Below are 24,733 nucleotides of genomic sequence, written 5' to 3'. Positions count from 1 at the left end.
AAGCCACCCTTTTTTTATTCCAAAACATGAAACTATGAAAATACGTGATTGGGCGATAGATGATCGTCCGCGTGAAAAGATGCTGCATAAAGGAATATCTTCTTTAAGTGATGCCGAATTGCTTGCTATTCTTATCGGTTCGGGAAATCAGAATGAAACGGCCGTACAATTATCCCAACGGATTTTACAATTAGCTAATAATAATTTGAATGAATTGGGCAAGTTGTCCGTCAAAGACCTGGTTTCTTCTTTTAAAGGAATCGGAGAGGTGAAAGCTATTACTATCGTCGCGGCTTTGGAGCTGGGAAAACGGCGCGGCAGTTGCGAACCAATACGGCGCATGGATATTAGAAGCAGCAATGATGCTTATCACTTTTTTTATCCATTATTATGTGATTTACCTTATGAAGAGCTATGGGTGGTTTTACTGAATCGTTCTAATAAGATCATTGATAAAATAAAGATCAGCCAGGGTGGAATAGGTGAAACTGTTGCCGATTTGCGCCTGATATTGAAAGCTGCGATTCACTCACTGGCTACCGGTATCATACTATGCCATAACCATCCGTCAGGAAATATTCGTCCCAGCCAGTTGGATGATAAATTGACAGATCGTTTGCAGAAAGCTGCCCGATTGTTGGATATAAACCTTGCCGACCATATAATTATTGCCGACGACAAATATTATAGCTATGCGGATGAAGGACGACTTAATAGCTGAGGATAGGCCGGTAATAATTGAGAATGTAAAAATAATAGCTAATTGTTACTTGTCGGCAGGTAAGTATTTTGCTACCTGTCAACTATTTTGTAAGTTTGCATTTAAAAGAAACAGAATATGAACAACGAATTTCTCCAAACAGAAGAAGCTATTGTTGCTATGCTGAAAACGGTATATGATCCTGAAATACCGGTAAATGTATATGATTTGGGGCTTATATATAATGTAGAAATAGACGACGACAAGAATGTTCGTATAGATATGACGCTTACCGCTCCTAATTGTCCGGCTGCCGATTTTATATTGGAAGATGTCCGCATGAAAGTGGAATCGGTGGAAGGAGTGAATAATGTGGAAGTAAATCTCGTTTTTGAACCGGAATGGGATAAGGAGATGATGTCTGAAGAGGCAAAGTTAGAATTGGGTTTTTTATAATTCCTCTCGAAAGAAAAATGAATTCCTCTCGAAAGAAAATATATTTTGCTTCGGATGCCCACCTTGGAGCCCGCTTTCATAAATATCCGATGGCTGTCGAAAAAAAATTGGTTCGCTGGCTGGACTCTATAAAAGAGGATGCGCAAGCCGTTTGGCTTTTAGGTGACATGTTCGATTATTGGTACGAGTATAGATATGTTGTGCCAAGAGGCCATACGCGCTTTTTAGGTAAATTGGCGGAATTATCGGATAATGGCATTGAAATTCATATATTCATAGGCAATCATGATATATGGATGTTCGACTACTTACCACAGGAAATAGGAGCTATTATTCATCGCGAACCTCTTACTGTTGATTTGCTGGGTAAGCGCTTCTTTCTTGCTCATGGTGATGAAGTGGATTACCGGAGTAAGGCTTTTCGTTTGATACGGGCAATCTTTCGTAATAAGTTTTGCCAGTGGTTATATGCAGGCATTCATCCTAGATGGACTTTTGGATTTGCGTTGGGCTGGTCTTTGAATAGCCGTAAAAATGGTTTAAAGAAAGAGTCTGCGAATGGAAATGTGAAAGAATATCAGGGAGAGGCAGGTGAGTATTTAGTCCTTTTTGCCAAAGATTATCTAAAGACGCATCCGGACATTAATTTCTTCATTTTTGGTCATCGCCATATAATGTTGGATCTCATGTTGTCTAAGACAAGCCGTTTGCTTATTGCCGGAGACTGGATGCAATATTTCTCCTATATCGTTTGGGATGGTGAATCTCTTTCTCTCGAACAGTTTGAGGTAAAATAAAAAAAGCAGTCCCAACCGATGCCGGGACTGCCAAACACTAATCCTTTGTGTTTCGTAAGCTGTGAGGATTAGGTATAGATTTTATTTGCTTAATATTTCCATCGTATCAGAAGCAATCATGTATTCTTCGTCAGTAGGAACAACAATGATTGTAACTTTGCTGTCCGGTGTGCTGATAACCATTTCTTCACCACGCATACCGTTGTTCTTTTCTTTATCGATTTTCATGCCCATGTATTCCATGTTCTCACAAACTACACGGCGGGTTGCCCATTGATTTTCGCCAACACCGCCTGTCCAAACCAGAATGTCACAACCACCCATAGCAGCTGCATAAGCACCGATGTATTTCTTTATACGGTAATTATAAACATCCAAAGTCATAATGGCACGTTCATTGCCGGCGGCAACGGCTGTTTCTATTTCTCTCATATCAGAAGAGATTCCGGAAAGTCCTGCTACACCGCTTTTTTTATTGATCAGGGTAGAAAGCCCGGCTCCGTCCATACCTTCTTTATCCATAATAAAGGATAAGGCGCCGGCGTCAACATCCCCGCAACGCGTACCCATAAGTAATCCTTCTACCGGAGTAAGCCCCATGGATGTATCAATACATTTACCATTTAAAACAGCTGCGATTGAACCGCCGTTTCCTACATGGGCTGTAATAATTTTCTGGCTTTCATAAGGTACGCCTAATATATCGCAGGCACGTTTTGAAACATAACGATGGCTTGTTCCGTGGAATCCGTAACGGCGTACTCCGTATTTTGTGTACATCTCGTAAGGAAGCCCATACATATATGCTTTACTTGGCATTGTTTGGTGGAAAGCCGTGTCGAATACTGCTATCTGAGGAACGCCGGGAAGCAGAGCTTCCATAGCATAAATACCTTTTAAATTAGCCGGGTTGTGTAACGGAGCTAAATCTGAGCATTCAATGATTTTGTTGATAACTTCCTTATCTATTCTTACGCTGGAAGCAAACTGTTCGCCGCCGTGTACAACACGGTGACCGATCGCGTTAATTTCATTATATTCTTTGATACAACCGTATGTTTTGTCGGTCAGTACGCTTAAAATAAATTCAATTCCTTCCTGATGGCCCGGGATGTCTTTCTCAAGTACGACTTTTTTGCCGTCCTTGTCCGTTAGCTTTAAGAATGCGCCGGGTAAACCGATTTTTTCAATACCGCCCTGAGCCATTACCTCTTCGGAGGACATGTCAAACAACTTGTATTTAATAGAACTGCTTCCGCAGTTTAATACTAAGATTTTCATGATTATATTATTCTGTATATTATTGTTTCTGTTTTGCTGCTTTTAAACCGATAGACTGGTTGCTGGCAATAGCTACCATTTTATAAATGTCATCAACCGAGCAACCTCGTGACAGATCGTTTACCGGAGCAGCCATGCCTTGAAGAATAGGACCTACTGCTTCTGCATCACCTAAACGTTGCACTAGTTTATAAGCAATATTACCTACTTCCAATGTAGGGAAAACCAAAACATTCGCTTTTCCGGCCACGTCACTGCCCGGAGCTTTTAGTGAGGCTACTTTTTCTACAAGAGCGGCATCTGCTTGCAGTTCTCCGTCAATTTTTAGGTCAGGAGCCATTTCTTTAGCTAAACGGGTTGCTTCTACTACCTTATCCACCATTTCATGCGAAGCGCTTCCTTTGGTAGAAAAACTCAGCATGGCTACGCGAGGTTCAAGACCTACAATATTACGTGCCGTGTCGGCTGTGGCAAGAGCAATACTTGCTAATTCGGGAACGGTGGGGTTCGGCATTACAGCACAGTCTGCGAATACCAGAATGCCCTCTTTCCCATATTCCTTTTTCTTAGTAAACATTATAAATGCGCCGGAAACACAATTTATGCCCGGGGCTGTTTTTATAATTTGAAGTGCGGGACGTAATACATTTCCTGTTGTGTTCTGAGCTCCGGCGATTTCACCGTCGGCATCGCCGGCCTTAATCATTAAACAGGCGAGAAATAAAGGATCTTCAACTAGCACTGCCGCTTTTTCAGGTGTCATACCTTTCTTTTGACGTAGTTGGAACAGCAAGTCTGCATAAACTGCCTTCTTTTCGTGATTTTGAGGATCGACTATTGTTGCTTCTCCAATGTGATTTAAGTTGAATTTTGCTGTAAGCTTACTGATCTCTACAGGATTGCCAATCAGAACAATGTCTGCTACTTTGTCGGCCAATAGACGGTCGGCTGCTTTTAGAGTTCTTTCTTCAGTTCCTTCAGGAAGAACAATACGCTGCTTGTTAGCTTTAGCGCGTGCAATAATCTCTTGCATTAAGTCCATAGCGGAAGTTTTTTATATTATTTGTATTTGTCACCATGATTGGCTACAAAAGTAGACAATAATGCAATATGGAGTTTGCAAAATCAACAAAAGATTTGCATGCAGAGTTGCCACTTTTTGATCTTTTAACAGTAGTTTGTCACTTCACGTTCACCGGACAGTATTTGCTGAAGTTCTTCCGCAGTCACGTTTATACTTAATTTCCCATTGTGTGCTACGGATATTTTTCCACGTTCTTCCGACACAATGATAACTAATGCGTCCGTTTCCAATGACATCCCCAGACCGGAACGATGCCTTAGCCCCATATCTTTAGGTAAGTTTGCGTTTTGGGCAACAGGAAGAATGCAGCCAGCTGCTTTGATCCGGTTATCTGCGATAATCATGGCTCCATCGTGAAGCGGACTGTTTTTAAAAAAGATGTTTTCTATCAGACGGGCGTTTACATCGGCATTAAACATTTCGCCGGTATGTTCATATACGGATAAGTCTACGTTTTGCTGGATAACAATCAATGCTCCTGTCTTTTTACGTGCCATATTCATACAAGCCAGAACGACGGGAGCGATGAATTTACCTTCATTCTCTTGATTTTCGCCTTTCTTTGAAAATAGCTTACCCAGGAATTTCCATCCGCGATGCGAACCAAGAGCCATTAGGAACCTGCGTATTTCATCTTGAAACAAGATAACCAGCACCAGGAATCCTACACTGATAAACTTGTCAAGTATAGCTCCCATTAAACGCATTTCCAGCACTTGCGAAACAAGTATCCATACAATGATGAATGAAACTACTCCACTAAAAATGGCCATAGTGCCGGAACTTTTCATCAGTTTATAAGTCTGATATAAAAAGAACGCGACCAACAGGACATCAATTAAATCTTTTATGCCGAAGTGCATCCACATAGTTCGTAATGTATTAATTCATCGATATGCTAACGTACTGATTCTATCACTGAATCATATCTATTGGCATATTTCTTAATTTGTTAATTATTTTGACTGCTTCCACTGCTGCTTTTACATCATGTACCCGAAGAATATCAGCACCGTTCAGCAGGGCAAATGTATTCAATACGGTCGTTCCGTTTAGGCTTTCAGCTGGAGTGCCTTCCAAATATTTATAAATCATACTTTTGCGTGATATACCTACCAGTAAAGGGAGATCGAATAAACAAAATTCTTTCAAATGGGCCATTAACTCATAGTTCTGGTCTACAGTTTTACTAAAACCGAAACCCGGATCCAGAATAATGTCATTTACTCCCAACTGGCGTAGACTTTGAACCTTTTCGGCAAAGTATTTCATAATCTCACCGATCATATCCGAGTAACCGGTATATTGTTGCATTGTCTTTGGACTGCCTTTCATATGCATCATGATATAGGGAACATGGAGGGACGCTACAGTTTCAAACATGGTCGTATCCAATTCTCCTCCGGAAATATCATTAATGATAGCCACTCCGTATTCTTCCACGCATCGGCGGGCAATATCAGCACGAAATGTATCTACTGAAACAATTGCATCGGGGTAATGTTTGTTTAATATTTTGAGAGCGGATATTAATCTTTTCATCTCTTCTTCCGCAGTTACTTCGTTGGCATCAGGACGTGATGAATAGCCGCCAATATCAATTATATTACCTCCTTCCGACAGGATCGTTTGTATTCGATTCTCTATGTCTGTTTCGGATTGTTTCCGGCTTCCGGCATAGAATGAATCGGGAGTAATATTCAATATACCCATAACTATCGGTGTAGCAAGAGATGTAAGAGTACCTTTAATATTGAGCGCTTTATAATTCATTTCTCTTTTAGTAACAAACAATTTTCTACAAAAGTACAGAAATAATATAATATGCGTTACTTTTGTTCTCCAATTAATATGCTAACGAGTTAAAGCTATGAATATTTCCGAATTATATGAATTGTTTTTACATAATCCGAAGGTAACAACCGATAGCCGGAATTGCCCGGTCGGATCTTTATTTTTTGCGTTGAAGGGTGAACGTTTTGATGGAAATCAATATGCAGCCAAAGCATTAGCTTCCGGTTCTTCATATGCCATTATTGATAATCCGGAATATGTTACCGGTGAACGTACTATTTTGGTTGATGATGTATTGACTACGCTTCAAAGCTTGGCAATCCGTCATCGTAAAGCGATTGGAATCCCTATTATCGGCATAACGGGAACAAATGGTAAAACTACGACAAAAGAACTTCTGGCGGCTGTTCTTTCCACTAAATATAATTTACTTTATACCGAAGGTAATTTGAATAATCAGATAGGAGTTCCTCTTACATTACTTCGCCTGAATCATGAGCATGAAATGGCTGTAATAGAAATGGGGGCAAGTCATCCGGGTGATATAAAGGAACTGGTAAATATGGTTCAACCTAATTATGGAATTATCACGAATGTGGGTCGCGCACATTTAGAAGGTTTCGGTTCTTTTGAAGGAGTTGTGAAAACAAAGGGTGAACTATATGATTATATGCGTGCTACTAAAGGCAAGATATTTATTAAGAAAGAGAATGTAGAATTACAGGCTATTGCGAAAGGGATAGAGCAGATTACTTATGGGCAGAGTGATGATTCTTTCACATCCGGCCACATCGTTAGCAGTAATCCGTTTCTTACATTCGATTGGAAACAGCAAGGTAAGATACATTTGGTTGAAACGCATCTGATAGGCGCTTATAATCTGGATAATGTTTTAGTGGCGGTTGCCGTAGGCCGTTATTTTAAAATTCCGGCGGAACGTATCAGCCGGGCTATTGCTAATTATGCACCGACCAATAATCGTTCTCAATTAAAAAAGACGGAGAATAATGAATTGATTATAGATGCTTACAATGCCAATCCGAGTAGCATGAAACTGGCATTGGAAAACTTTATTTCAATGCCGGTTCAACCAAAAGCCGTTATACTGGGGGATATGCGTGAATTAGGATCTGCCAGTGATGATCTTCACGCAGAGATAATAGAGCAGTTGAAAACCGGCCGTTTTGACAAAGTATTCCTTTGCGGTGAAATCTTTTCGAAGGTTGCCGGACAATTCCCCTCTTATACTACAACGGAAGAATTAATTACCAGGCTAAAAGAGCATCCGTTAAAAGGGTATCATATACTGATAAAAGGTTCTCATGGCATGGCGCTGGAGAAAACTGTGGAGTTTTTATAATAAATGAATAGCAGCCTTATCTTTCCGCTGAAAGTAGGGCTGCTATTTAAAGTTAGGAATAAAGGTCTTGGTTTTGTTATATTTCATTATAGAAACAGGAGGTTTTATAACCTGTAATTAATTAGAACAAATATAGTAACCGAATATTACGATAAGGTTACATTATTGATACGGTTTGGTTAAATTTATTAGGAATAAAAAATTATTATATCCGTTGTTTTCGTCTGTAAATACAGTACATTTGTGTAATTTAAAATTAATCAATATGGCTCAGTATAAACGAATTTTGTTAAAGTTAAGTGGCGAGTCGCTGATGGGCGGCAAGCAATACGGTATAGATGAAACCAGGCTAAATGAATATGCTGCTCAAATCAAAGAAATCGCGGAGATGGGTGTGCAAATAGGCATTGTTATAGGTGGTGGTAATATTTTTCGCGGGTTGAGTGGCGCGTCGAAAGGCTTTGATCGGGTGAAAGGAGATCAAATGGGAATGTTGGCTACCGTAATAAACAGCTTGGCTCTTAGTTCGGCATTGGTTGCACAGGGAGTGAAGGCTAAAGTTCTTACCGCTATTCGTATGGAGCCGATTGGCGAATTTTATAATAAATGGCGCGCTATTGAATTATTGGAGCAAGGTAATGTTGTTATTATGTCCGGCGGTACGGGAAATCCGTTCTTTACTACAGATACAGGTTCTTCCCTGCGTGGCATCGAAATTGAAGCGGATGTTATGTTGAAAGGCACTCGCGTGGATGGTATTTATACGGCAGACCCGGAAAAAGATCCTACGGCAACCAAGTTCTCCGAAATAACTTACGACGAAATCTATACGCGTGGGTTGAAGGTAATGGATTTGACGGCTACAACAATGTGTAAGGAAAATAATCTGCCTATTATTGTATTCGATATGGATACCTGCGGAAACTTGAAGAAAGTAATGAGTGGAGAGAATATAGGAACACTGGTTCATAATTAATAATGTTTTTACAAAATGATCGGGATGATTTGTTTATTCCATATAACAGGCATGTCTCTGCGTGAAGCTCATCAAAAAGCTGTTGAGACAGCTGCGTTTGTTTGTACACAGGAGGGAGCATGGCCTCCATAAAATTCACTATCATGAAAAGATCATTTACAATTGTAGTAACAATTCTGTTTGTTATGGCAGGGTGCGGAGGAAACAAACAATCAACAAATGAGGTCATCATAGTTGATGTTACAAAGAATTATCCTGAAAAAGAACTGATATTACAGGATTTTATGGATGTGGAATACATCCCGTTGGAAGCAAGTGATGAGTTTGTTACCCAAGGTAAAGTAATGGCCGTTGGTGCGGAAATTATATTAGTAACAAACTGGATCAACGATGGGAATTTGTTTGTTTTTGACAGAAAAACCGGCAAAGGTTTGAGGAAAATAAACAAGAAAGGGCAAGGCGGCGAAGAATATGTGGGTATTACGGAGGTTGTTCTGGATGAAGCGAACAAGGAAATATTTGTTATAGCCTACACCGGAAGTAAAATCTCAGTATATGATCTAGACGGAAATTTTAAAAGAAGTTTCAAAGCCGAAGGTGCAGATTCTCATGTAAATACATTTAATTACGACCGGAAAAATTTGATTTCTTATGTACCGGATAATAGTCTGGAAAACCCGTCAAACGTCATACATCCGTATTATTTAATCTTTTCCAAGCAGGATGGAAGTATCACCCGGAAAATTTCAATTCCTTTTAATGAGATTAAAATACCGGTTGCAAAAGAGGGAGAAGCCTTAGCACTCCCTGTACCGACTGCTGTATACCAAATAATTCCGGATCATGCCAGTTGGGTACTTATGGACACATCATCCGATACCATGTACCATTATTTGCCGGATACTAATATGACAGTCCCCATTATTGTAAGAACCCCTTCCGTACACACCATGGATCCTCCTGAACTATTTCTTATACCAAGCGTTTTTACCGACCGTTATTATTTCATGAGCCTGTTGAAAGCGGAATTTAACTTTGCAATAGGGAAAGGATTTCCTTCTTCCGAATTGATGTACGATAAGCTGGAAAATTCTTTATTCATACCTAAAATATACAATGGTGATTATACCTGTAAAAGAGAAGTGGATATGACGTCGAGACGACCTTTGGATCACGAATTTGCAGTCGGACAGTCATTACAAGTCCACGAACTTGTCGAGGCTTACGGGAAAGGGCAACTGAAAGGCAAACTGAAAGAGATTGCGGCGAAATTGGATGAAGAATCCAATCCGGTGATTATGCTTGCAAAGTGCAAAAAATGACTCCTATCACAGATTCGTAAGCGATTGGCCAACTCTGTCTATTAATTTTCTATCCGCTTTTTAGTTACAAACATAGGAACTTAGTACATTATCCGAATATTTTTGTAAATATCAAAATGTTTATTACTTTTGTTAATCAAAAAAACGGCAATATATAAACGTACAACTATGGTAGATACAAAGCAGTATGTAAAAGCAGCGGAGGAGAAAATGACGTTTGCTATTAGTTATCTTGATGAACAGTTAGCCCATATCCGTGCAGGAAAGGCGAATCCTAAAATTCTTGATGGCGTTAGGGTTGTATATTATGGCAGTCCTGTTCCTTTGGCAAATGTTGCTACGGTTACCGTACCGGATGCGAAGACGATCCTGATTACTCCTTGGGAAAAGAACATCATTCGTGATATTGAAAAGGCTATCATGGACTCGGAAGTGGGTATCACACCCGAAAACAACGGGGAAATGATTCGTTTAGGTATTCCACCATTGACAGAAGAACGCCGTCGCCAATTGGCAAAACAGTCCAAGCAAGAAGCTGAGACGGCTAAGGTAAGTATCCGCAATGCCCGTCGTGACGCAATTGAAGCATTGAAAAAGAGCATCAAAACGGACAATGTTCCTGAGGATGTGGAAAAAGATGCCGAAGCCGAAGTTCAGAAGATACACGACAAGTATATAAAGAAAGTAGATGACCTCTACGCTGCGAAAGAAAAAGAAATTATGACAGTATAAATTAGTAGGGGCGAAAAATGTTTCGCCCTTATTTTTTATTATACAAACAAAAAGACGGATGAAAGGATTGGTTGTTAAAAATACAGGTAGCTGGTATACGGTTCATACGGATGATGGCCGCGATGTTGAAAGTAAGATCAAAGGCAATTTTCGTTTAAAAGATATTCGCAGCACTAATCCTGTCGCGGTAGGCGACCGTGTGGAAATAGAGGAAAATAAAGAGGGAACGGCTTTTATTTCTAACATCGAAGATCGCAAAAATTATATTATCCGTCGTGCCTCTAATTTATCCAAGCAGTCTCATATCATCGCTGCCAATGTAGATCAGGCTATGCTGATTGTGACTGTTAATTATCCGATAACTACTACAATTTTCATCGACCGTTTTCTGGCAACGGCCGAAGCATATCGTGTTCCTGTGAAACTCGTTTTTAATAAGATAGACCGTTACGGAGCGGAAGACCGTGAGTATATGGAAGGCCTGATTAAACTTTATACCACGATTGGCTATCCATGCTCCAAACTCTGTGCCCGTAGTGAAGAAGGACTAGATGCCTTGAGGGCTGATTTACAGGGTAAAATAACATTGTTGTCCGGACATTCGGGAGTCGGTAAATCTACGATAATTAATAAATTGATACCGGGGGTCAACCTTCGTACCGGTAATATATCCGAATATCACAATAAGGGAATGCATACCACCACCTTCTCCGAAATGATCTCTCTTCCTCATGGCGGCTATCTGATAGATACTCCGGGTATCAAAGGGTTTGGTACAATTGAAATGGAGGGTGTGGAAGTTTCACATTATTTCCCCGAAATATTTAAGTTTTCTGCAAACTGCAAGTTTAATAACTGTTCTCATCGTCATGAGCCTGGTTGTGCTGTCTTAAAGGCTGTAGATGGCCATTATATCAGTGAATCCCGTTATAAAAGTTACCTTAGCATTCTTGACGACAAAGAAGAAAGTAAATACCGCGAGGAATATTGAAAAGGTTTTCTCTCTATTTGCCTTTATTTCCGTATAGAAAGCCTAAATTCCTTATCAATTTATCGGACTCATAAAAATCATCAGAATCATTTTTGATTGATAGCTATCGTTATTTCTTATCTGTATACTACGGGTGGGAAATGGCGGTAACTGTTAATGAGAAGACCTTTTTCTATCTGTTCTATCCGATTCCTGATATTTGTTCTTATTTTTTACTCTACAGTTATTACAGAAGATATATTGCTTTAAGCCTTATATTCCAAGTAGTATTGAGAAAATTCTTATTCTGCAAAATGTGCTTTTACATCTGTTGGTACTACCTTTTTTTATGATTGGACAGGTATATTGAATTTTGAAATCATTAAAAAAAACATTTTTATAGATGTGTATTCGTCTTGATTCCATTGGAGAGGTATATATTCTAATGTACGCGCGTACATTATATATAGAAAGATGCGGAGTCTTTTAATAAAAAGTCTGTATATTAATTGTTATTGCTTGAAATATAGATGTTTATGGGCATAAATTAATGCATAAANAGTTATCTTGATGAACAGTTAGCCCATATCCGTGCAGGAAAGGCGAATCCTAAAATTCTTGATGGCGTTAGGGTTGTATATTATGGCAGTCCTGTTCCTTTGGCAAATGTTGCTACGGTTACCGTACCGGATGCGAAGACGATCCTGATTACTCCTTGGGAAAAGAACATCATTCGTGATATTGAAAAGGCTATCATGGACTCGGAAGTGGGTATCACACCCGAAAACAACGGGGAAATGATTCGTTTAGGTATTCCACCATTGACAGAAGAACGCCGTCGCCAATTGGCAAAACAGTCCAAGCAAGAAGCTGAGACGGCTAAGGTAAGTATCCGCAATGCCCGTCGTGACGCAATTGAAGCATTGAAAAAGAGCATCAAAACGGACAATGTTCCTGAGGATGTGGAAAAAGATGCCGAAGCCGAAGTTCAGAAGATACACGACAAGTATATAAAGAAAGTAGATGACCTCTACGCTGCGAAAGAAAAAGAAATTATGACAGTATAAATTAGTAGGGGCGAAAAATGTTTCGCCCTTATTTTTTATTATACAAACAAAAAGACGGATGAAAGGATTGGTTGTTAAAAATACAGGTAGCTGGTATACGGTTCATACGGATGATGGCCGCGATGTTGAAAGTAAGATCAAAGGCAATTTTCGTTTAAAAGATATTCGCAGCACTAATCCTGTCGCGGTAGGCGACCGTGTGGAAATAGAGGAAAATAAAGAGGGAACGGCTTTTATTTCTAACATCGAAGATCGCAAAAATTATATTATCCGTCGTGCCTCTAATTTATCCAAGCAGTCTCATATCATCGCTGCCAATGTAGATCAGGCTATGCTGATTGTGACTGTTAATTATCCGATAACTACTACAATTTTCATCGACCGTTTTCTGGCAACGGCCGAAGCATATCGTGTTCCTGTGAAACTCGTTTTTAATAAGATAGACCGTTACGGAGCGGAAGACCGTGAGTATATGGAAGGCCTGATTAAACTTTATACCACGATTGGCTATCCATGCTCCAAACTCTGTGCCCGTAGTGAAGAAGGACTAGATGCCTTGAGGGCTGATTTACAGGGTAAAATAACATTGTTGTCCGGACATTCGGGAGTCGGTAAATCTACGATAATTAATAAATTGATACCGGGGGTCAACCTTCGTACCGGTAATATATCCGAATATCACAATAAGGGAATGCATACCACCACCTTCTCCGAAATGATCTCTCTTCCTCATGGCGGCTATCTGATAGATACTCCGGGTATCAAAGGGTTTGGTACAATTGAAATGGAGGGTGTGGAAGTTTCACATTATTTCCCCGAAATATTTAAGTTTTCTGCAAACTGCAAGTTTAATAACTGTTCTCATCGTCATGAGCCTGGTTGTGCTGTCTTAAAGGCTGTAGATGGCCATTATATCAGTGAATCCCGTTATAAAAGTTACCTTAGCATTCTTGACGACAAAGAAGAAAGTAAATACCGCGAGGAATATTGAAAAGGTTTTCTCTCTATTTGCCTTTATTTCCGTATAGAAAGCCTAAATTCCTTATCAATTTATCGGACTCATAAAAATCATCAGAATCATTTTTGATTGATAGCTATCGTTATTTCTTATCTGTATACTACGGGTGGGAAATGGCGGTAACTGTTAATGAGAAGACCTTTTTCTATCTGTTCTATCCGATTCCTGATATTTGTTCTTATTTTTTACTCTACAGTTATTACAGAAGATATATTGCTTTAAGCCTTATATTCCAAGTAGTATTGAGAAAATTCTTATTCTGCAAAATGTGCTTTTACATCTGTTGGTACTACCTTTTTTTATGATTGGACAGGTATATTGAATTTTGAAATCATTAAAAAAAACATTTTTATAGATGTGTATTCGTCTTGATTCCATTGGAGAGGTATATATTCTAATGTACGCGCGTACATTATATATAGAAAGATGCGGAGTCTTTTAATAAAAAGTCTGTATATTAATTGTTATTGCTTGAAATATAGATGTTTATGGGCATAAATTAATGCATAAAGAAAACGTTGGTCTAGATTAGTCATTTTTTACCCCTTCCGAGCGCCCTTTGTTAAGTGAAGCGGTTGTTTTGTATTGAATAAGTTATATTATTGATAAGAAAGCAGATAGAACGACGAAAAATTATCTAAAAAGGGTTGCAGGAATAAAAGAAACATGTACCTTTGCAATGAATAGAGAAAAGGAACGTTTTCCCTATTCATTTGTATATGAACTTTAGTATATAAGATTACAATTACACTTTAGTATTAATATTAAATTTTTGAATTATGAACAAGAGATTTTCTACTCTTTTGGCTGCTGTTCTGGTAGCCGGTAGCTTCTCAGCAAGTGCACAGGTTACACCTGGTACTGATATTGCAACTCAACTTGCTCCTGCTGATAAGTATTACCATATTGTAAATGGGACAGATTACCTTGCTGCTGACAAACGTGACGGACATGACAGTANAGGAACTTAGTACATTATCCGAATATTTTTGTAAATATCAAAATGTTTATTACTTTTGTTAATCAAAAAAACGGCAATATATAAACGTACAACTATGGTAGATACAAAGCAGTATGTAAAAGCAGCGGAGGAGAAAATGACGTTTGCTATTAGTTATCTTGATGAACAGTTAGCCCATATCCGTGCAGGAAAGGCGAATCCTAAAATTCTTGATGGCGTTAGGGTTGTATATTATGGCAGTCCTGTTCCTTTGGCAAATGTTGCTACGGTTACCGTACCGGATGCGAAGACGATCCTGATTACTCCTTGGGAAAAGAACATCATTCGTGATATTGAAAAGGCTATCATGGACTCGGAAGTGGGTATCACACCCGAAAACAACGGGGAAATGATTCGTTTAGGTATTCCACCATTGACAGAAGAACGCCGTCGCCAATTGGCAAAACAGTCCAAGCAAGAAGCTGAGACGGCTAAGGTAAGTATCCGCAATGCCCGTCGTGACGCAATTGAAGCATTGAAAAAGAGCATCAAAACGGACAATGTTCCTGAGGATGTGGAAAAAGATGCCGAAGCCGAAGTTCAGAAGATACACGACAAGTATATAAAGAAAGTAGATGACCTCTACGCTGCGAAAGAAAAAGAAATTATGACAGTATAAATTAGTAGGGGCGAAAAATGTTTCGCCCTTATTTTTTATTATACAAACAAAAAGACGGATGAAAGGATTGGTTGTTAAAAATACAGGTAGCTGGTATACGGTTCATACGGATGATGGCCGCGATGTTGAAAGTAAGATCAAAGGCAATTTTCGTTTAAAAGATATTCGCAGCACTAATCCTGTCGCGGTAGGCGACCGTGTGGAAATAGAGGAAAATAAAGAGGGAACGGCTTTTATTTCTAACATCGAAGATCGCAAAAATTATATTATCCGTCGTGCCTCTAATTTATCCAAGCAGTCTCATATCATCGCTGCCAATGTAGATCAGGCTATGCTGATTGTGACTGTTAATTATCCGATAACTACTACAATTTTCATCGACCGTTTTCTGGCAACGGCCGAAGCATATCGTGTTCCTGTGAAACTCGTTTTTAATAAGATAGACCGTTACGGAGCGGAAGACCGTGAGTATATGGAAGGCCTGATTAAACTTTATACCACGATTGGCTATCCATGCTCCAAACTCTGTGCCCGTAGTGAAGAAGGACTAGATGCCTTGAGGGCTGATTTACAGGGTAAAATAACATTGTTGTCCGGACATTCGGGAGTCGGTAAATCTACGATAATTAATAAATTGATACCGGGGGTCAACCTTCGTACCGGTAATATATCCGAATATCACAATAAGGGAATGCATACCACCACCTTCTCCGAAATGATCTCTCTTCCTCATGGCGGCTATCTGATAGATACTCCGGGTATCAAAGGGTTTGGTACAATTGAAATGGAGGGTGTGGAAGTTTCACATTATTTCCCCGAAATATTTAAGTTTTCTGCAAACTGCAAGTTTAATAACTGTTCTCATCGTCATGAGCCTGGTTGTGCTGTCTTAAAGGCTGTAGATGGCCATTATATCAGTGAATCCCGTTATAAAAGTTACCTTAGCATTCTTGACGACAAAGAAGAAAGTAAATACCGCGAGGAATATTGAAAAGGTTTTCTCTCTATTTGCCTTTATTTCCGTATAGAAAGCCTAAATTCCTTATCAATTTATCGGACTCATAAAAATCATCAGAATCATTTTTGATTGATAGCTATCGTTATTTCTTATCTGTATACTACGGGTGGGAAATGGCGGTAACTGTTAATGAGAAGACCTTTTTCTATCTGTTCTATCCGATTCCTGATATTTGTTCTTATTTTTTACTCTACAGTTATTACAGAAGATATATTGCTTTAAGCCTTATATTCCAAGTAGTATTGAGAAAATTCTTATTCTGCAAAATGTGCTTTTACATCTGTTGGTACTACCTTTTTTTATGATTGGACAGGTATATTGAATTTTGAAATCATTAAAAAAAACATTTTTATAGATGTGTATTCGTCTTGATTCCATTGGAGAGGTATATATTCTAATGTACGCGCGTACATTATATATAGAAAGATGCGGAGTCTTTTAATAAAAAGTCTGTATATTAATTGTTATTGCTTGAAATATAGATGTTTATGGGCATAAATTAATGCATAAAGAAAACGTTGGTCTAGATTAGTCATTTTTTACCCCTTCCGAGCGCCCTTTGTTAAGTGAAGCGGTTGTTTTGTATTGAATAAGTTATATTATTGATAAGAAAGCAGATAGAACGACGAAAAATTATCTAAAAAGGGTTGCAGGAATAAAAGAAACATGTACCTTTGCAATGAATAGAGAAAAGGAACGTTTTCCCTATTCATTTGTATATGAACTTTAGTATATAAGATTACAATTACACTTTAGTATTAATATTAAATTTTTGAATTATGAACAAGAGATTTTCTACTCTTTTGGCTGCTGTTCTGGTAGCCGGTAGCTTCTCAGCAAGTGCACAGGTTACACCTGGTACTGATATTGCAACTCAACTTGCTCCTGCTGATAAGTATTACCATATTGTAAATGGGACAGATTACCTTGCTGCTGACAAACGTGACGGACATGACAGTATCAAAGTAATGTCTGCTGCTGCAGGTACTGCAAACTTTACAGAAGTAATTTCTTTGGACTCATGTATGTGGAAACTTACAGTTGACGTCCAAAAAACAACAGGCGATTCTGTTTTTACTTTTGAAAATAAGGCAACTCGTGCTAAGATAAATTTGCCGGCTAAGGATGCTAATGCTATCGTAGTAGATAAAGATCCTATCACAGAATGGGGTTGGAAAACAACAGCAAACGGTCCTATTCAGGCTAAGATTGGTAATGATGTATTCTCCATGATCTTAGACGGAGGTACAGTAAAAGTGAAGAAAAATGCTACTGCTGCTACAACTTGGACAGCAACAGAGGTTGGTAACATTAAATTGTCTGCTGAGTATCTGAATCAACAAAACAGTAATTTCTTCCAATTGGCATTCGGTGGCGATATCAATGGCAATTTGTTTACAAAATATAAAATTAAAGCTATTGATTTTACAGGTAGTAGTGAAGAAGGTAAATCTGCTGGTCAAGCTGCTGCAAGTGACTCAATCATGCTTCAGGTTATAGATGCTAAAAAGGATTTTGGTACAAAGTTTAAGACAGATACATTGTTTATTGTTGCTGATACAGTACAACATAAGACACAAGGTGCTGCAGTTTGGGCTGCTGGTGCTGGATTCGTATTTAGCGTGGATTCATTAGGTCGCCATGCAGATGGTGATCCTGTTTATGGAACAGTTGCAGGAACACCTGTTGATACTGTTGCTGCTGCAGGTCGTGCTTTAGCAACTTATCTGTTTGCTATTGAAATGAATACAGGACGTATTGCAGGAGACTCTTTAATTATTCGTGTAAACACTCCGGGTTCATTTAATAATGCTGATGCTACATCTGCTACAACAGCAACTGTACCTTCAAATGTAGCTTGGGGATATTTAGGTAGTGCAGGTACGAAAGTTCTTACTACTTCTCCTGTTGCTAATGAAGATGCTCTTCCTTATATTACTTTAGGTGCAGGCACAAAAGCTGATATTGATGTAACAAAGTCTTATTATGTACAAGTAGTAAAAGGTGCTAGCAAAGATAATAATGGTAAATATTGGGCTTCTTTGCTAGGACAATCTGGTTCTGCTATCCAATATGTTGGTGAATATTCAGATTTGATGCCTTCTACTCAATGGTCTGTATTGAAAGATGGTGCTGGCCGTTATCAGCTGGTAAACAGAGATGATAAGAGTGTGACAACTTCAAACGCTTTTGTTTATGCAGTAGATGGAAACTATGCTATAAATGGCGATACTGTTAAGTTAACAGCTATTGATGATGCTATTGTTAAAGATAAATATCTTGGTTACAAGCATTTCACAGCAACTGAATTGTCTACTCTTTCTGTTAAGTTGCAGTTCGTAACTCCTCTGGGTACAGATGCTTACGTATATGTTGCTTCTGGTGACTCAATGGTTAAGGCTAAAGCAATGGATGAATCTGATGCTATGAAGTTTAAACTGGTTGCTGCTAACGGTGCAACTGATAATAAATTTGGAGCAAATGATTTAGTTCGTTCTGCTTATTTATTGAAAGAACAATTTGGTGACCAACGCGTAATGGGTTACAATTACAATGAAGCTGGAGACAAAGTATTCCGTATGATGAAGACTAATCAGACTGTAGGTTTTGACTCTACTGCTGTTTATTTCCGTGCTACAAAGAATGCGGGTGAATATCAGTTGGTAATTGCTCAACCTAATGGAACACAGTTTACTGCTCCTGTTTCTTATGAGGCATTAGCAAGTGCTGATTCTGTTGTAACAATTGCAGGTTCAGGTGCAAACTTGGCTCCTACATCTATGAACTCAACCGTTTCCGGTTACTTCAAGATTGTAACTCCTGCTGCTCCTGATTATGTAAATGTAACAAAGAATTCTTCTGCTCACATGCAGATTACTTCTACTGAAAATACATCATTGATGATCGGTATGAGTGATGACTTCAAGCCTGTATTGAAATCTGAAACTGAAATGGATGCAACTTATTCATTGTTCATTGATACAGCTAAAGTAACAGATCCTAAGAAACCGTTGTTCTATATTATGACAACTGCCGGTTTGAATTTGAAGGCTGAAACATCAGGTGATGTAATGGCTAACTATCTGAATGTTGATAAAGACGGTAACTTGGAATTCATCCTTGCAAAACAATATGGCATAGATAAAGATACTTTATTGGTTTACAACCGTAAAGATTTGGATGCAAAACCTGATACTGTTAAGATGGCAAACAATAAGGCTGTATTTGCATTCCGTGCAACTCCGGCTGATGGTGAAATGTTGATTGAAGCTGCTAATGGCAAATGTATGAAACAGGATAATGGTAAAATAATCCTTGTTAATTCAGACGATGCTTTGGCATTCACAACTAAGACAGTTGACACTCCTACATCAAACGACGCTATTGAAGCTAACACTATCAGTGTAGTAGCTGGCGAAGGTAACGTAACCGTATACGGTGCAGCAGGTAAGACTATCATCGTATCAGACGTTGTTGGTCATAACACTACAGTAGTTGCTACTTCTGATGCTGAAACAATTCCTGCGACTTCTGGCGTAGTTATCGTTAAAGTTGGTAGCGAAGTTGTTAAGACTGTAGTTGACTAAGAAAAATAAAGATTTGAAAAATCAAATAATTTAAGAATTCTGTGTAACGGTTCTCCTTCGGGAGAGCCGTTCAGTAACCTGAGATAGGCGAAAAAGCAGTATTTAATATCTAAGTAATAAAAATAAGTTCTTCTGTCAGTACTCTCGAGAGAAAGGAAAGCGGATAAAAAACAAGCCTCGCTGGTAATTAACCAACGAGGCTTATTTTTATATAATGGTTCTGTTATTTATACGGCAGGAAGGCTCATGCCTGTTATCTTTCGGTATAAATCCAATGCGTACACATCCGTCATTCCGGATATATAATCCAATACGCATTGAATCTTACCATAGGTAGATGGAATATGTGTGTCGTATTGTTCCGGTATGCGTTGCAGAAGTAATTTGCTATAAGCATGATCCTGATTCATCACAGCTTCGGTCAGGCTGTCTATCAAATGACTGAAAATATGATAACCGGCAAGTTCTATATCCAACACTTCTTTTGCCCGGTATATCTTTTTATAAGCAGTATCCGAACATGTCTGATACGCTTCTTTCGCTTTCTGCGATATTTGTTCTATTAGAGGCGTATTGTATGTGCCGTCCAATAAACTTTCTTCGTTCTCGAGGAATATACGGGAACATTCGTCAACAAGTAAACCTATGATGCAAGAACGTAAATAGGCTATTTGCTCATTGGTGTCGTCTACCATCTTCATTACTTTAGTGATATGTCGCAAGCGTTCTCCTTCAAAAAAGTTTAATAAAAGGCTTATAGCTTCTTCGGTAGTGAGGATATGTAACTTGCAAGCATCTTCTATGTCCATGATCTGGTAACAAATATCATCGGCTGCCTCTACTAAATAGACCAGTGGATAGCGTACAAATTTATTCTCATCCTTTTTGTCCCGGCAAATACCGAGTTCAGTCGCTATTTGCATATAGGTTTCTTCCTCGGATTGAAAGAATCCGAATTTTCCTTTTTTGCCGGATGATATAGAAGCGTACGGATATTTGATAATAGAAGCCAGAGTACTGTATGTAAGAGCGAATCCTCCTTTGCGCCGACCTATAAATTGATGAGTGAGCAGACGCATTGCGTTGGCATTTCCCTCAAAATGCACGAAATCTTCCCAGCGTCCGCCTTCTTCACGCACTTTTTCTTCTAACTTCTTTCCGTTTCCTTCGAAAAAATAAGCAGAGATAGCACGTTCTCCCGAATGTCCGAAAGGAGGGTTTCCCATATCATGAGCCAGGCAGGCTGCTGAAACGATAGAACCTATTTCCGGAAAATTAATGCATCCTTCCGGATATTTCTGCATTAAACCTTTGGCAACATTATTTCCTAGTGAACGACCTACACAAGATACTTCCAGGCTGTGCGTAAGTCTATTGTGTACAAAGATACTTCCCGGAAGAGGAAAGACCTGTGTTTTATTCTGTAAGCGGCGGAATGGAGAAGAGAATATCAAACGGTCGTAATCTCTCTGAAAATCCGTGCGTTCATGTTTTCGTTCGTGATATTCTTCCATTCCGAAGCGTTTGCCGGAAAGTAGCTGTATCCAATTCATAATTTCTTTATTGTATATTTTTCAAAGTACAAATGTATGAATTAATCATAAAGTCGGGAAGTTATGCGGTGAAAGATATGTAATTGTGATTTTTTATTAGTTTTATTAGAACTTAATCATTTTTCGTGGTTGTTATTTAAATAATATTAGCGTAAAACAGTGGTAGGTTCTTGTTTGTGTGTTAAAATTATTATTTGGAGGTAATATTTATTAGTAGATTGTGAATAGTTATTGTTTTTTATCTATATTTGCATCGGGTAAATGAACAAACCGACCTTAGTTCTAATAAGACTTAGTGCCTAATGGTTAAGTGAATTTAATGCCAAAAACTAATTGAGAACGTTTAAAACTATATTTATTAACTCGCCTAAACAATCTAGCTTTATGAGAAAGAGCTTTATTTTGTTTGTACTGTTCTGTATAGGAACATGTACAAGTGTGCTGTGGGCACAAAAAAAAGTAAGCGGTGTCGTGATGGACAAAGACGCTAGTATGCCATTAATTGGCTGTAACGTTGTTGAAAAAGGAACAACAAATGGAACTGTAACCGATCTGGATGGTCAGTATGCACTGGAAGTAGGAGACAATGCTGTCCTGCAATTCTCTTATTTAGGAATGGAAACAATCGAAGAGCCTGTTGGTGGTCGTACCGTCATTAATGTCGATATGTTTTCGGATTCACAAAAAATTGAAGAAGTTGTTGTCACTGCAATGGGTATCCAACGCAAAGCAAAATCATTGACTTATGCTACTCAACAACTTGCCGGTCAGGAATTGACACGTGCTAAAGATGCAAACCTGATTAATTCATTACAAGGTAAAGCCGCCGGTATGGTTATTACCCCGAATGCTACCGGTGCCGGTGGATCTTCAAAAATTGTACTTCGTGGTAATAAATCCGTTTATGGAAATAACCAGCCGCTAATTGTTATTGATGGTATTCCAATGAATAATCCTGAAACAACTCAGTTGTCCGGAGAATATGAAGGTCGTGACGGTGGTGATGCTCTTGGTAACCTGAACCCGGATGATATTGCCAGCATGAACGTGCTGAAAGGTGCTTCCGCTGCCGCATTATATGGTAGTATGGCTGCCAATGGTGTAATCATGATTACAACAAAGAAAGGCCGTGACGGTGCTGCACGCGTGGATTTTTCTTCTAATATAACATTGGAAACTCCATTGGCACTCCCCAAATTGCAAGGCCGTTATGGTGCTGTTAAAACTGGAGACCAGTTGAGCTTGATGAGCTGGGGGGAAAAGATTGCTGATAATGACAAGAAGGCAATGGATAATGTGAATGACTTTTATCGTACTGGTTCTACCTATATTAACTCTGTTACAATTAATGGTGGCACTGAGAAAATGCAAAGTTTCCTTTCTTATGCAAACACAACAGCATTGGGTATTATGCCTACGAATGATTTTCAACGTCATAATATGTCAATGCGTGAGACATTCAATTTGTTTAATAACCGTTTGACAGTCGATGCTTCTCTTTCATATATTACTCAGAAAGCAACAAACCGTCCTCATGGAGGTACCTATATAAACCCATTGACAGGTTTATATTCATTCCCTCAAAATGGAGACTTCGGATATTATAAAAAGAATTTTGAGACGTTTGATGATTCTCGAAACTTGATGGCTCAGAACTGGTATACTTCATTAGACGACTTTACTGCCAACCCGTATTGGGTTTTGAACCGCGTTCAGTCTAAAGAAAAACGTGACCGTATTATGGCTTCAGCAACAGCAAAGTTGAAGATTACTGATTATTTGAACATACAGGGACGTTTGAGTGTAGATAATACATTTGATAAATTTGAACGTAAATGGCATGCTACTACTAATATCAACTGGGCAGCTCATGCAAACGGACGTTATCGCCAGGAGCGTTTTGACGCAAAGCAGTTCTATGGAGATTTTATGGCTAACTTTAATAAAACATGGAATGAAAAGTGGGAATTAAATGCTTCTTTAGGAACAAGTTTCATGGAGTCTAAAGTTCAAAATACCTTTTTGGATAGCGATAAATTAGGTTTGATAGAAGCAAACTTCTTTGTCCCTGAAAATATTAATGGTAACGGAAATCAAAGAACAAGTAATCCTCATAAACGTTTGAATTCTGTGTTTGGAACAGTGCAGTTTGGTTACAATAGTATGATTTACTTGGATGTAACAGGACGTAATGACTGGGCTTCTGCGTTGGCTTATACACATAACTATTCATATTTCTACCCTTCGGTAGGTTTGACAGCTTTGTTGAATGAAATGATTCCGATATCTGAGAAAGTTAATTTGCTTAAGATTCGTGGTTCTTACTCCGTTGTAGGTAATGATGTTCCTGCTTACATTACTTATCCTATGGATGGTATTAACTTGGGGCAGTTAGAACCGAATACAAAGGAGCCATTCTCGGAAATGAAACCTGAAAAGATGCATTCTATGGAGTTTGGTATTGATTTGGCCATGTTCGATAACCGTTTTAACTTTGATATTACTTATTATAAAACGAACAACAAGAACCAATATTTTACCATTGATGCTCCGTTAGCTTCCGGTTATGAACAATACTATATTAATGCCGGAGATATTCAGAACCAAGGTTTTGAAGCATCTGCAAGCTATCGTTGGGACTTTGCTAAGGATTGGAGTTGGAAACCTGAATTCAATATTTCATATAACGATAATAAGATTAAGAAGTTGGACGACCGTTTAGCTGATGGAGTTCAAGTTGGTAGTGGTGCCGGTTATCGTTTTATGCTAAAAGAAGGTGGATCTTATGGCGATATCTATGGTAAAGATTTGAAACGTAATGACGATGGTTCTTTGGTCTTATCTGATAAAGGTGAAATAATGCTGACTGATAATGACGTTTATTTAGGTAATGTGAATCCTAAATGGCAGTTAGGTTGGGGTAATACATTTACTTATAAGGATTTCTCTTTGTATTTTTTGATTGATGGAAAGATTGGCGGCAATACAATCAGTATGACGCAGAGTTATCTGGATAGCTTCGGTGTAACGGAAGAAACAGCCGATGCCCGCGATAATGGTGGTGTTGATATCGGTAACGGTCAGAAAATGGATGCTCAGAAGTACTATTCTTCAACTTCTGGTAAAGAAGGAGCAAAAGGTAATTATGTATATTCTGCAACAAATTTCCGTTTGCGCGAATTGTCGTTGGGATATACATTCCGTAACTTGTTAGGAGCTTCCAAGAATCTGAACTTGTCATTCGTGGCTCGTAACTTATTCTTCATTTATAAAGATTCGCCTAATGATCCTGATTTGTCTGTTTCTACTAATAATGCATGGAAAGGTTATGATTCATTTGGACTTCCTGCAACACGTAGCTATGGTATTAATTTGAAGGTTACATTCTAAAAACGTCTA

At 38.7% G+C, this 24,733-nt stretch carries 19 protein-coding genes and 1 pseudogene; 15 read left to right on the top strand and 5 right to left on the bottom strand.

The window, feature by feature from the left end:
* Nucleotides 1-34 precede the first annotated feature (34 nt).
* The 3 genes from radC (at nt 35) to C1721_RS03630 (ending at nt 1,953) form a co-directional block, all read left to right on the top strand.
* The gene (radC, locus tag C1721_RS03640) at nt 35-721 is read left to right on the top strand and encodes a RadC family protein (protein ID WP_102407206.1); all 687 of its coding nucleotides are present in this window, start codon (nt 35-37) and stop codon (nt 719-721) included.
* Between the two features lie 117 nt (nt 722-838).
* Nucleotides 839-1,156, top strand: coding sequence for an SUF system Fe-S cluster assembly protein (locus C1721_RS03635; RefSeq protein WP_102407205.1), 318 nt, complete (start codon nt 839-841; stop codon nt 1,154-1,156).
* Nucleotides 1,157-1,173: 17 nt separating this feature from the next.
* Complete coding sequence (locus tag C1721_RS03630) at nt 1,174-1,953, top strand: UDP-2,3-diacylglucosamine diphosphatase (RefSeq protein ID WP_102407204.1); 780 nt, start codon at nt 1,174-1,176, stop codon at nt 1,951-1,953.
* Between the two features lie 81 nt (nt 1,954-2,034).
* Here the strand turns inward: C1721_RS03630 and C1721_RS03625 are convergent, their stop codons facing one another.
* The 4 genes from C1721_RS03625 to folP all read right to left on the bottom strand — a co-directional run bounded on the left by C1721_RS03625 (nt 2,035) and on the right by folP (nt 6,091).
* On the bottom strand, nt 2,035-3,234 hold the full coding sequence (locus C1721_RS03625) for an acetate/propionate family kinase (protein ID WP_102407203.1): 1,200 nt from the start codon (nt 3,232-3,234) through the stop codon (nt 2,035-2,037).
* Nucleotides 3,235-3,253: 19 nt separating this feature from the next.
* A complete protein-coding gene (gene pta / locus C1721_RS03620) occupies nt 3,254-4,276 on the bottom strand; it encodes a phosphate acetyltransferase (protein WP_102407202.1) in 1,023 nt (340 codons plus the stop codon).
* Nucleotides 4,277-4,401: 125 nt separating this feature from the next.
* Nucleotides 4,402-5,187 carry a diadenylate cyclase CdaA gene (gene cdaA / locus C1721_RS03615; RefSeq protein WP_102407201.1) on the bottom strand — a complete coding sequence of 262 codons (786 nt, stop codon included), beginning with the start codon at nt 5,185-5,187 and terminating at the stop codon, nt 4,402-4,404.
* 46 nt (nt 5,188-5,233) lie between these two features.
* Nucleotides 5,234-6,091, bottom strand: coding sequence for a dihydropteroate synthase (gene folP, locus C1721_RS03610; RefSeq protein WP_102407200.1), 858 nt, complete (start codon nt 6,089-6,091; stop codon nt 5,234-5,236).
* A 97-nt stretch (nt 6,092-6,188) separates the two neighbouring features.
* Between folP and C1721_RS03605 the strand changes: the two genes are divergently transcribed.
* From C1721_RS03605 to C1721_RS03550, 11 genes and pseudogenes are all read left to right on the top strand, one after another.
* Nucleotides 6,189-7,472 carry a UDP-N-acetylmuramoyl-tripeptide--D-alanyl-D-alanine ligase gene (locus tag C1721_RS03605; RefSeq protein ID WP_102407199.1) on the top strand — a complete coding sequence of 428 codons (1,284 nt, stop codon included), beginning with the start codon at nt 6,189-6,191 and terminating at the stop codon, nt 7,470-7,472.
* A 265-nt stretch (nt 7,473-7,737) separates the two neighbouring features.
* Nucleotides 7,738-8,448 carry a UMP kinase gene (pyrH, locus tag C1721_RS03600; RefSeq protein ID WP_102407198.1) on the top strand — a complete coding sequence of 237 codons (711 nt, stop codon included), beginning with the start codon at nt 7,738-7,740 and terminating at the stop codon, nt 8,446-8,448.
* 42 nt (nt 8,449-8,490) lie between these two features.
* Nucleotides 8,491-8,580: pseudogene (locus tag C1721_RS16445) on the top strand (carbohydrate kinase); the annotation flags it as partial.
* Between the two features lie 11 nt (nt 8,581-8,591).
* Nucleotides 8,592-9,770 (top strand): 6-bladed beta-propeller, encoded by a 1,179-nt coding sequence (locus C1721_RS03590; protein ID WP_102409221.1) that lies wholly within the window; start codon nt 8,592-8,594, stop codon nt 9,768-9,770.
* A gap of 168 nt (nt 9,771-9,938) precedes the next feature.
* Nucleotides 9,939-10,502, top strand: coding sequence for a ribosome recycling factor (gene frr, locus C1721_RS03585; RefSeq protein WP_102409220.1), 564 nt, complete (start codon nt 9,939-9,941; stop codon nt 10,500-10,502).
* A gap of 58 nt (nt 10,503-10,560) precedes the next feature.
* Nucleotides 10,561-11,493, top strand: coding sequence for a ribosome small subunit-dependent GTPase A (gene rsgA, locus C1721_RS03580; protein WP_102407195.1), 933 nt, complete (start codon nt 10,561-10,563; stop codon nt 11,491-11,493).
* 533 nt (nt 11,494-12,026) lie between these two features.
* Nucleotides 12,027-12,539, top strand: coding sequence for a ribosome recycling factor (frr, locus tag C1721_RS03575; RefSeq protein ID WP_102407197.1), 513 nt, complete (start codon nt 12,027-12,029; stop codon nt 12,537-12,539).
* A 58-nt stretch (nt 12,540-12,597) separates the two neighbouring features.
* Complete coding sequence (gene rsgA / locus C1721_RS03570) at nt 12,598-13,530, top strand: ribosome small subunit-dependent GTPase A (protein WP_102407195.1); 933 nt, start codon at nt 12,598-12,600, stop codon at nt 13,528-13,530.
* A gap of 1,082 nt (nt 13,531-14,612) precedes the next feature.
* Nucleotides 14,613-15,176: a ribosome recycling factor gene (gene frr / locus C1721_RS03560; protein ID WP_102409220.1), complete on the top strand. Its 564-nt coding sequence runs from the start codon at nt 14,613-14,615 to the stop codon at nt 15,174-15,176.
* A gap of 58 nt (nt 15,177-15,234) precedes the next feature.
* On the top strand, nt 15,235-16,167 hold the full coding sequence (gene rsgA / locus C1721_RS03555; RefSeq protein ID WP_102407195.1) for a ribosome small subunit-dependent GTPase A: 933 nt from the start codon (nt 15,235-15,237) through the stop codon (nt 16,165-16,167).
* An 806-nt stretch (nt 16,168-16,973) separates the two neighbouring features.
* A complete protein-coding gene (locus C1721_RS03550; protein WP_102407194.1) occupies nt 16,974-19,781 on the top strand; it encodes a DUF6383 domain-containing protein in 2,808 nt (935 codons plus the stop codon).
* Between the two features lie 227 nt (nt 19,782-20,008).
* Here the strand turns inward: C1721_RS03550 and dgt are convergent, their stop codons facing one another.
* A complete protein-coding gene (dgt, locus tag C1721_RS03545; RefSeq protein WP_102407193.1) occupies nt 20,009-21,334 on the bottom strand; it encodes a dGTP triphosphohydrolase in 1,326 nt (441 codons plus the stop codon).
* 384 nt (nt 21,335-21,718) lie between these two features.
* Here dgt and C1721_RS03540 point away from each other — a divergent pair, with 384 nt between their 5' ends.
* Nucleotides 21,719-24,724, top strand: coding sequence for a SusC/RagA family TonB-linked outer membrane protein (locus tag C1721_RS03540; RefSeq protein WP_102407192.1), 3,006 nt, complete (start codon nt 21,719-21,721; stop codon nt 24,722-24,724).
* Nucleotides 24,725-24,733: the final 9 nt, after the last annotated feature.

The sequence above is a fragment of the Parabacteroides bouchesdurhonensis genome (genome assembly GCF_900186615.1).
Lineage (GTDB): Bacteria > Bacteroidota > Bacteroidia > Bacteroidales > Tannerellaceae > Parabacteroides > Parabacteroides bouchesdurhonensis.
This window is presented reverse-complemented; position numbering and strand designations above follow the sequence as displayed.

Excerpts from the sequence above, each read along its gene's own strand:
- radC (WP_102407206.1), top strand. The coding sequence starts at position 35 with ATGAAAATACGTGATTGGGCGATAGATGATCGTCCGCGTGAAAAGATG.
- C1721_RS03635 (WP_102407205.1), top strand. The coding sequence starts at position 839 with ATGAACAACGAATTTCTCCAAACAGAAGAAGCTATTGTTGCTATGCTG.
- C1721_RS03630 (WP_102407204.1), top strand. The coding sequence starts at position 1,174 with ATGAATTCCTCTCGAAAGAAAATATATTTTGCTTCGGATGCCCACCTT.
- C1721_RS03625 (WP_102407203.1), bottom strand. The coding sequence starts at position 3,234 with ATGAAAATCTTAGTATTAAACTGCGGAAGCAGTTCTATTAAATACAAG.
- pta (WP_102407202.1), bottom strand. The coding sequence starts at position 4,276 with ATGGACTTAATGCAAGAGATTATTGCACGCGCTAAAGCTAACAAGCAG.
- cdaA (WP_102407201.1), bottom strand. The coding sequence starts at position 5,187 with ATGTGGATGCACTTCGGCATAAAAGATTTAATTGATGTCCTGTTGGTC.
- folP (WP_102407200.1), bottom strand. The coding sequence starts at position 6,091 with ATGAATTATAAAGCGCTCAATATTAAAGGTACTCTTACATCTCTTGCT.
- C1721_RS03605 (WP_102407199.1), top strand. The coding sequence starts at position 6,189 with ATGAATATTTCCGAATTATATGAATTGTTTTTACATAATCCGAAGGTA.
- pyrH (WP_102407198.1), top strand. The coding sequence starts at position 7,738 with ATGGCTCAGTATAAACGAATTTTGTTAAAGTTAAGTGGCGAGTCGCTG.
- C1721_RS03590 (WP_102409221.1), top strand. The coding sequence starts at position 8,592 with ATGAAAAGATCATTTACAATTGTAGTAACAATTCTGTTTGTTATGGCA.
- frr (WP_102409220.1), top strand. The coding sequence starts at position 9,939 with ATGGTAGATACAAAGCAGTATGTAAAAGCAGCGGAGGAGAAAATGACG.
- rsgA (WP_102407195.1), top strand. The coding sequence starts at position 10,561 with ATGAAAGGATTGGTTGTTAAAAATACAGGTAGCTGGTATACGGTTCAT.
- rsgA (WP_102407195.1), top strand. The coding sequence starts at position 12,598 with ATGAAAGGATTGGTTGTTAAAAATACAGGTAGCTGGTATACGGTTCAT.
- frr (WP_102409220.1), top strand. The coding sequence starts at position 14,613 with ATGGTAGATACAAAGCAGTATGTAAAAGCAGCGGAGGAGAAAATGACG.
- rsgA (WP_102407195.1), top strand. The coding sequence starts at position 15,235 with ATGAAAGGATTGGTTGTTAAAAATACAGGTAGCTGGTATACGGTTCAT.
- C1721_RS03550 (WP_102407194.1), top strand. The coding sequence starts at position 16,974 with ATGAACAAGAGATTTTCTACTCTTTTGGCTGCTGTTCTGGTAGCCGGT.
- dgt (WP_102407193.1), bottom strand. The coding sequence starts at position 21,334 with ATGAATTGGATACAGCTACTTTCCGGCAAACGCTTCGGAATGGAAGAA.
- C1721_RS03540 (WP_102407192.1), top strand. The coding sequence starts at position 21,719 with ATGAGAAAGAGCTTTATTTTGTTTGTACTGTTCTGTATAGGAACATGT.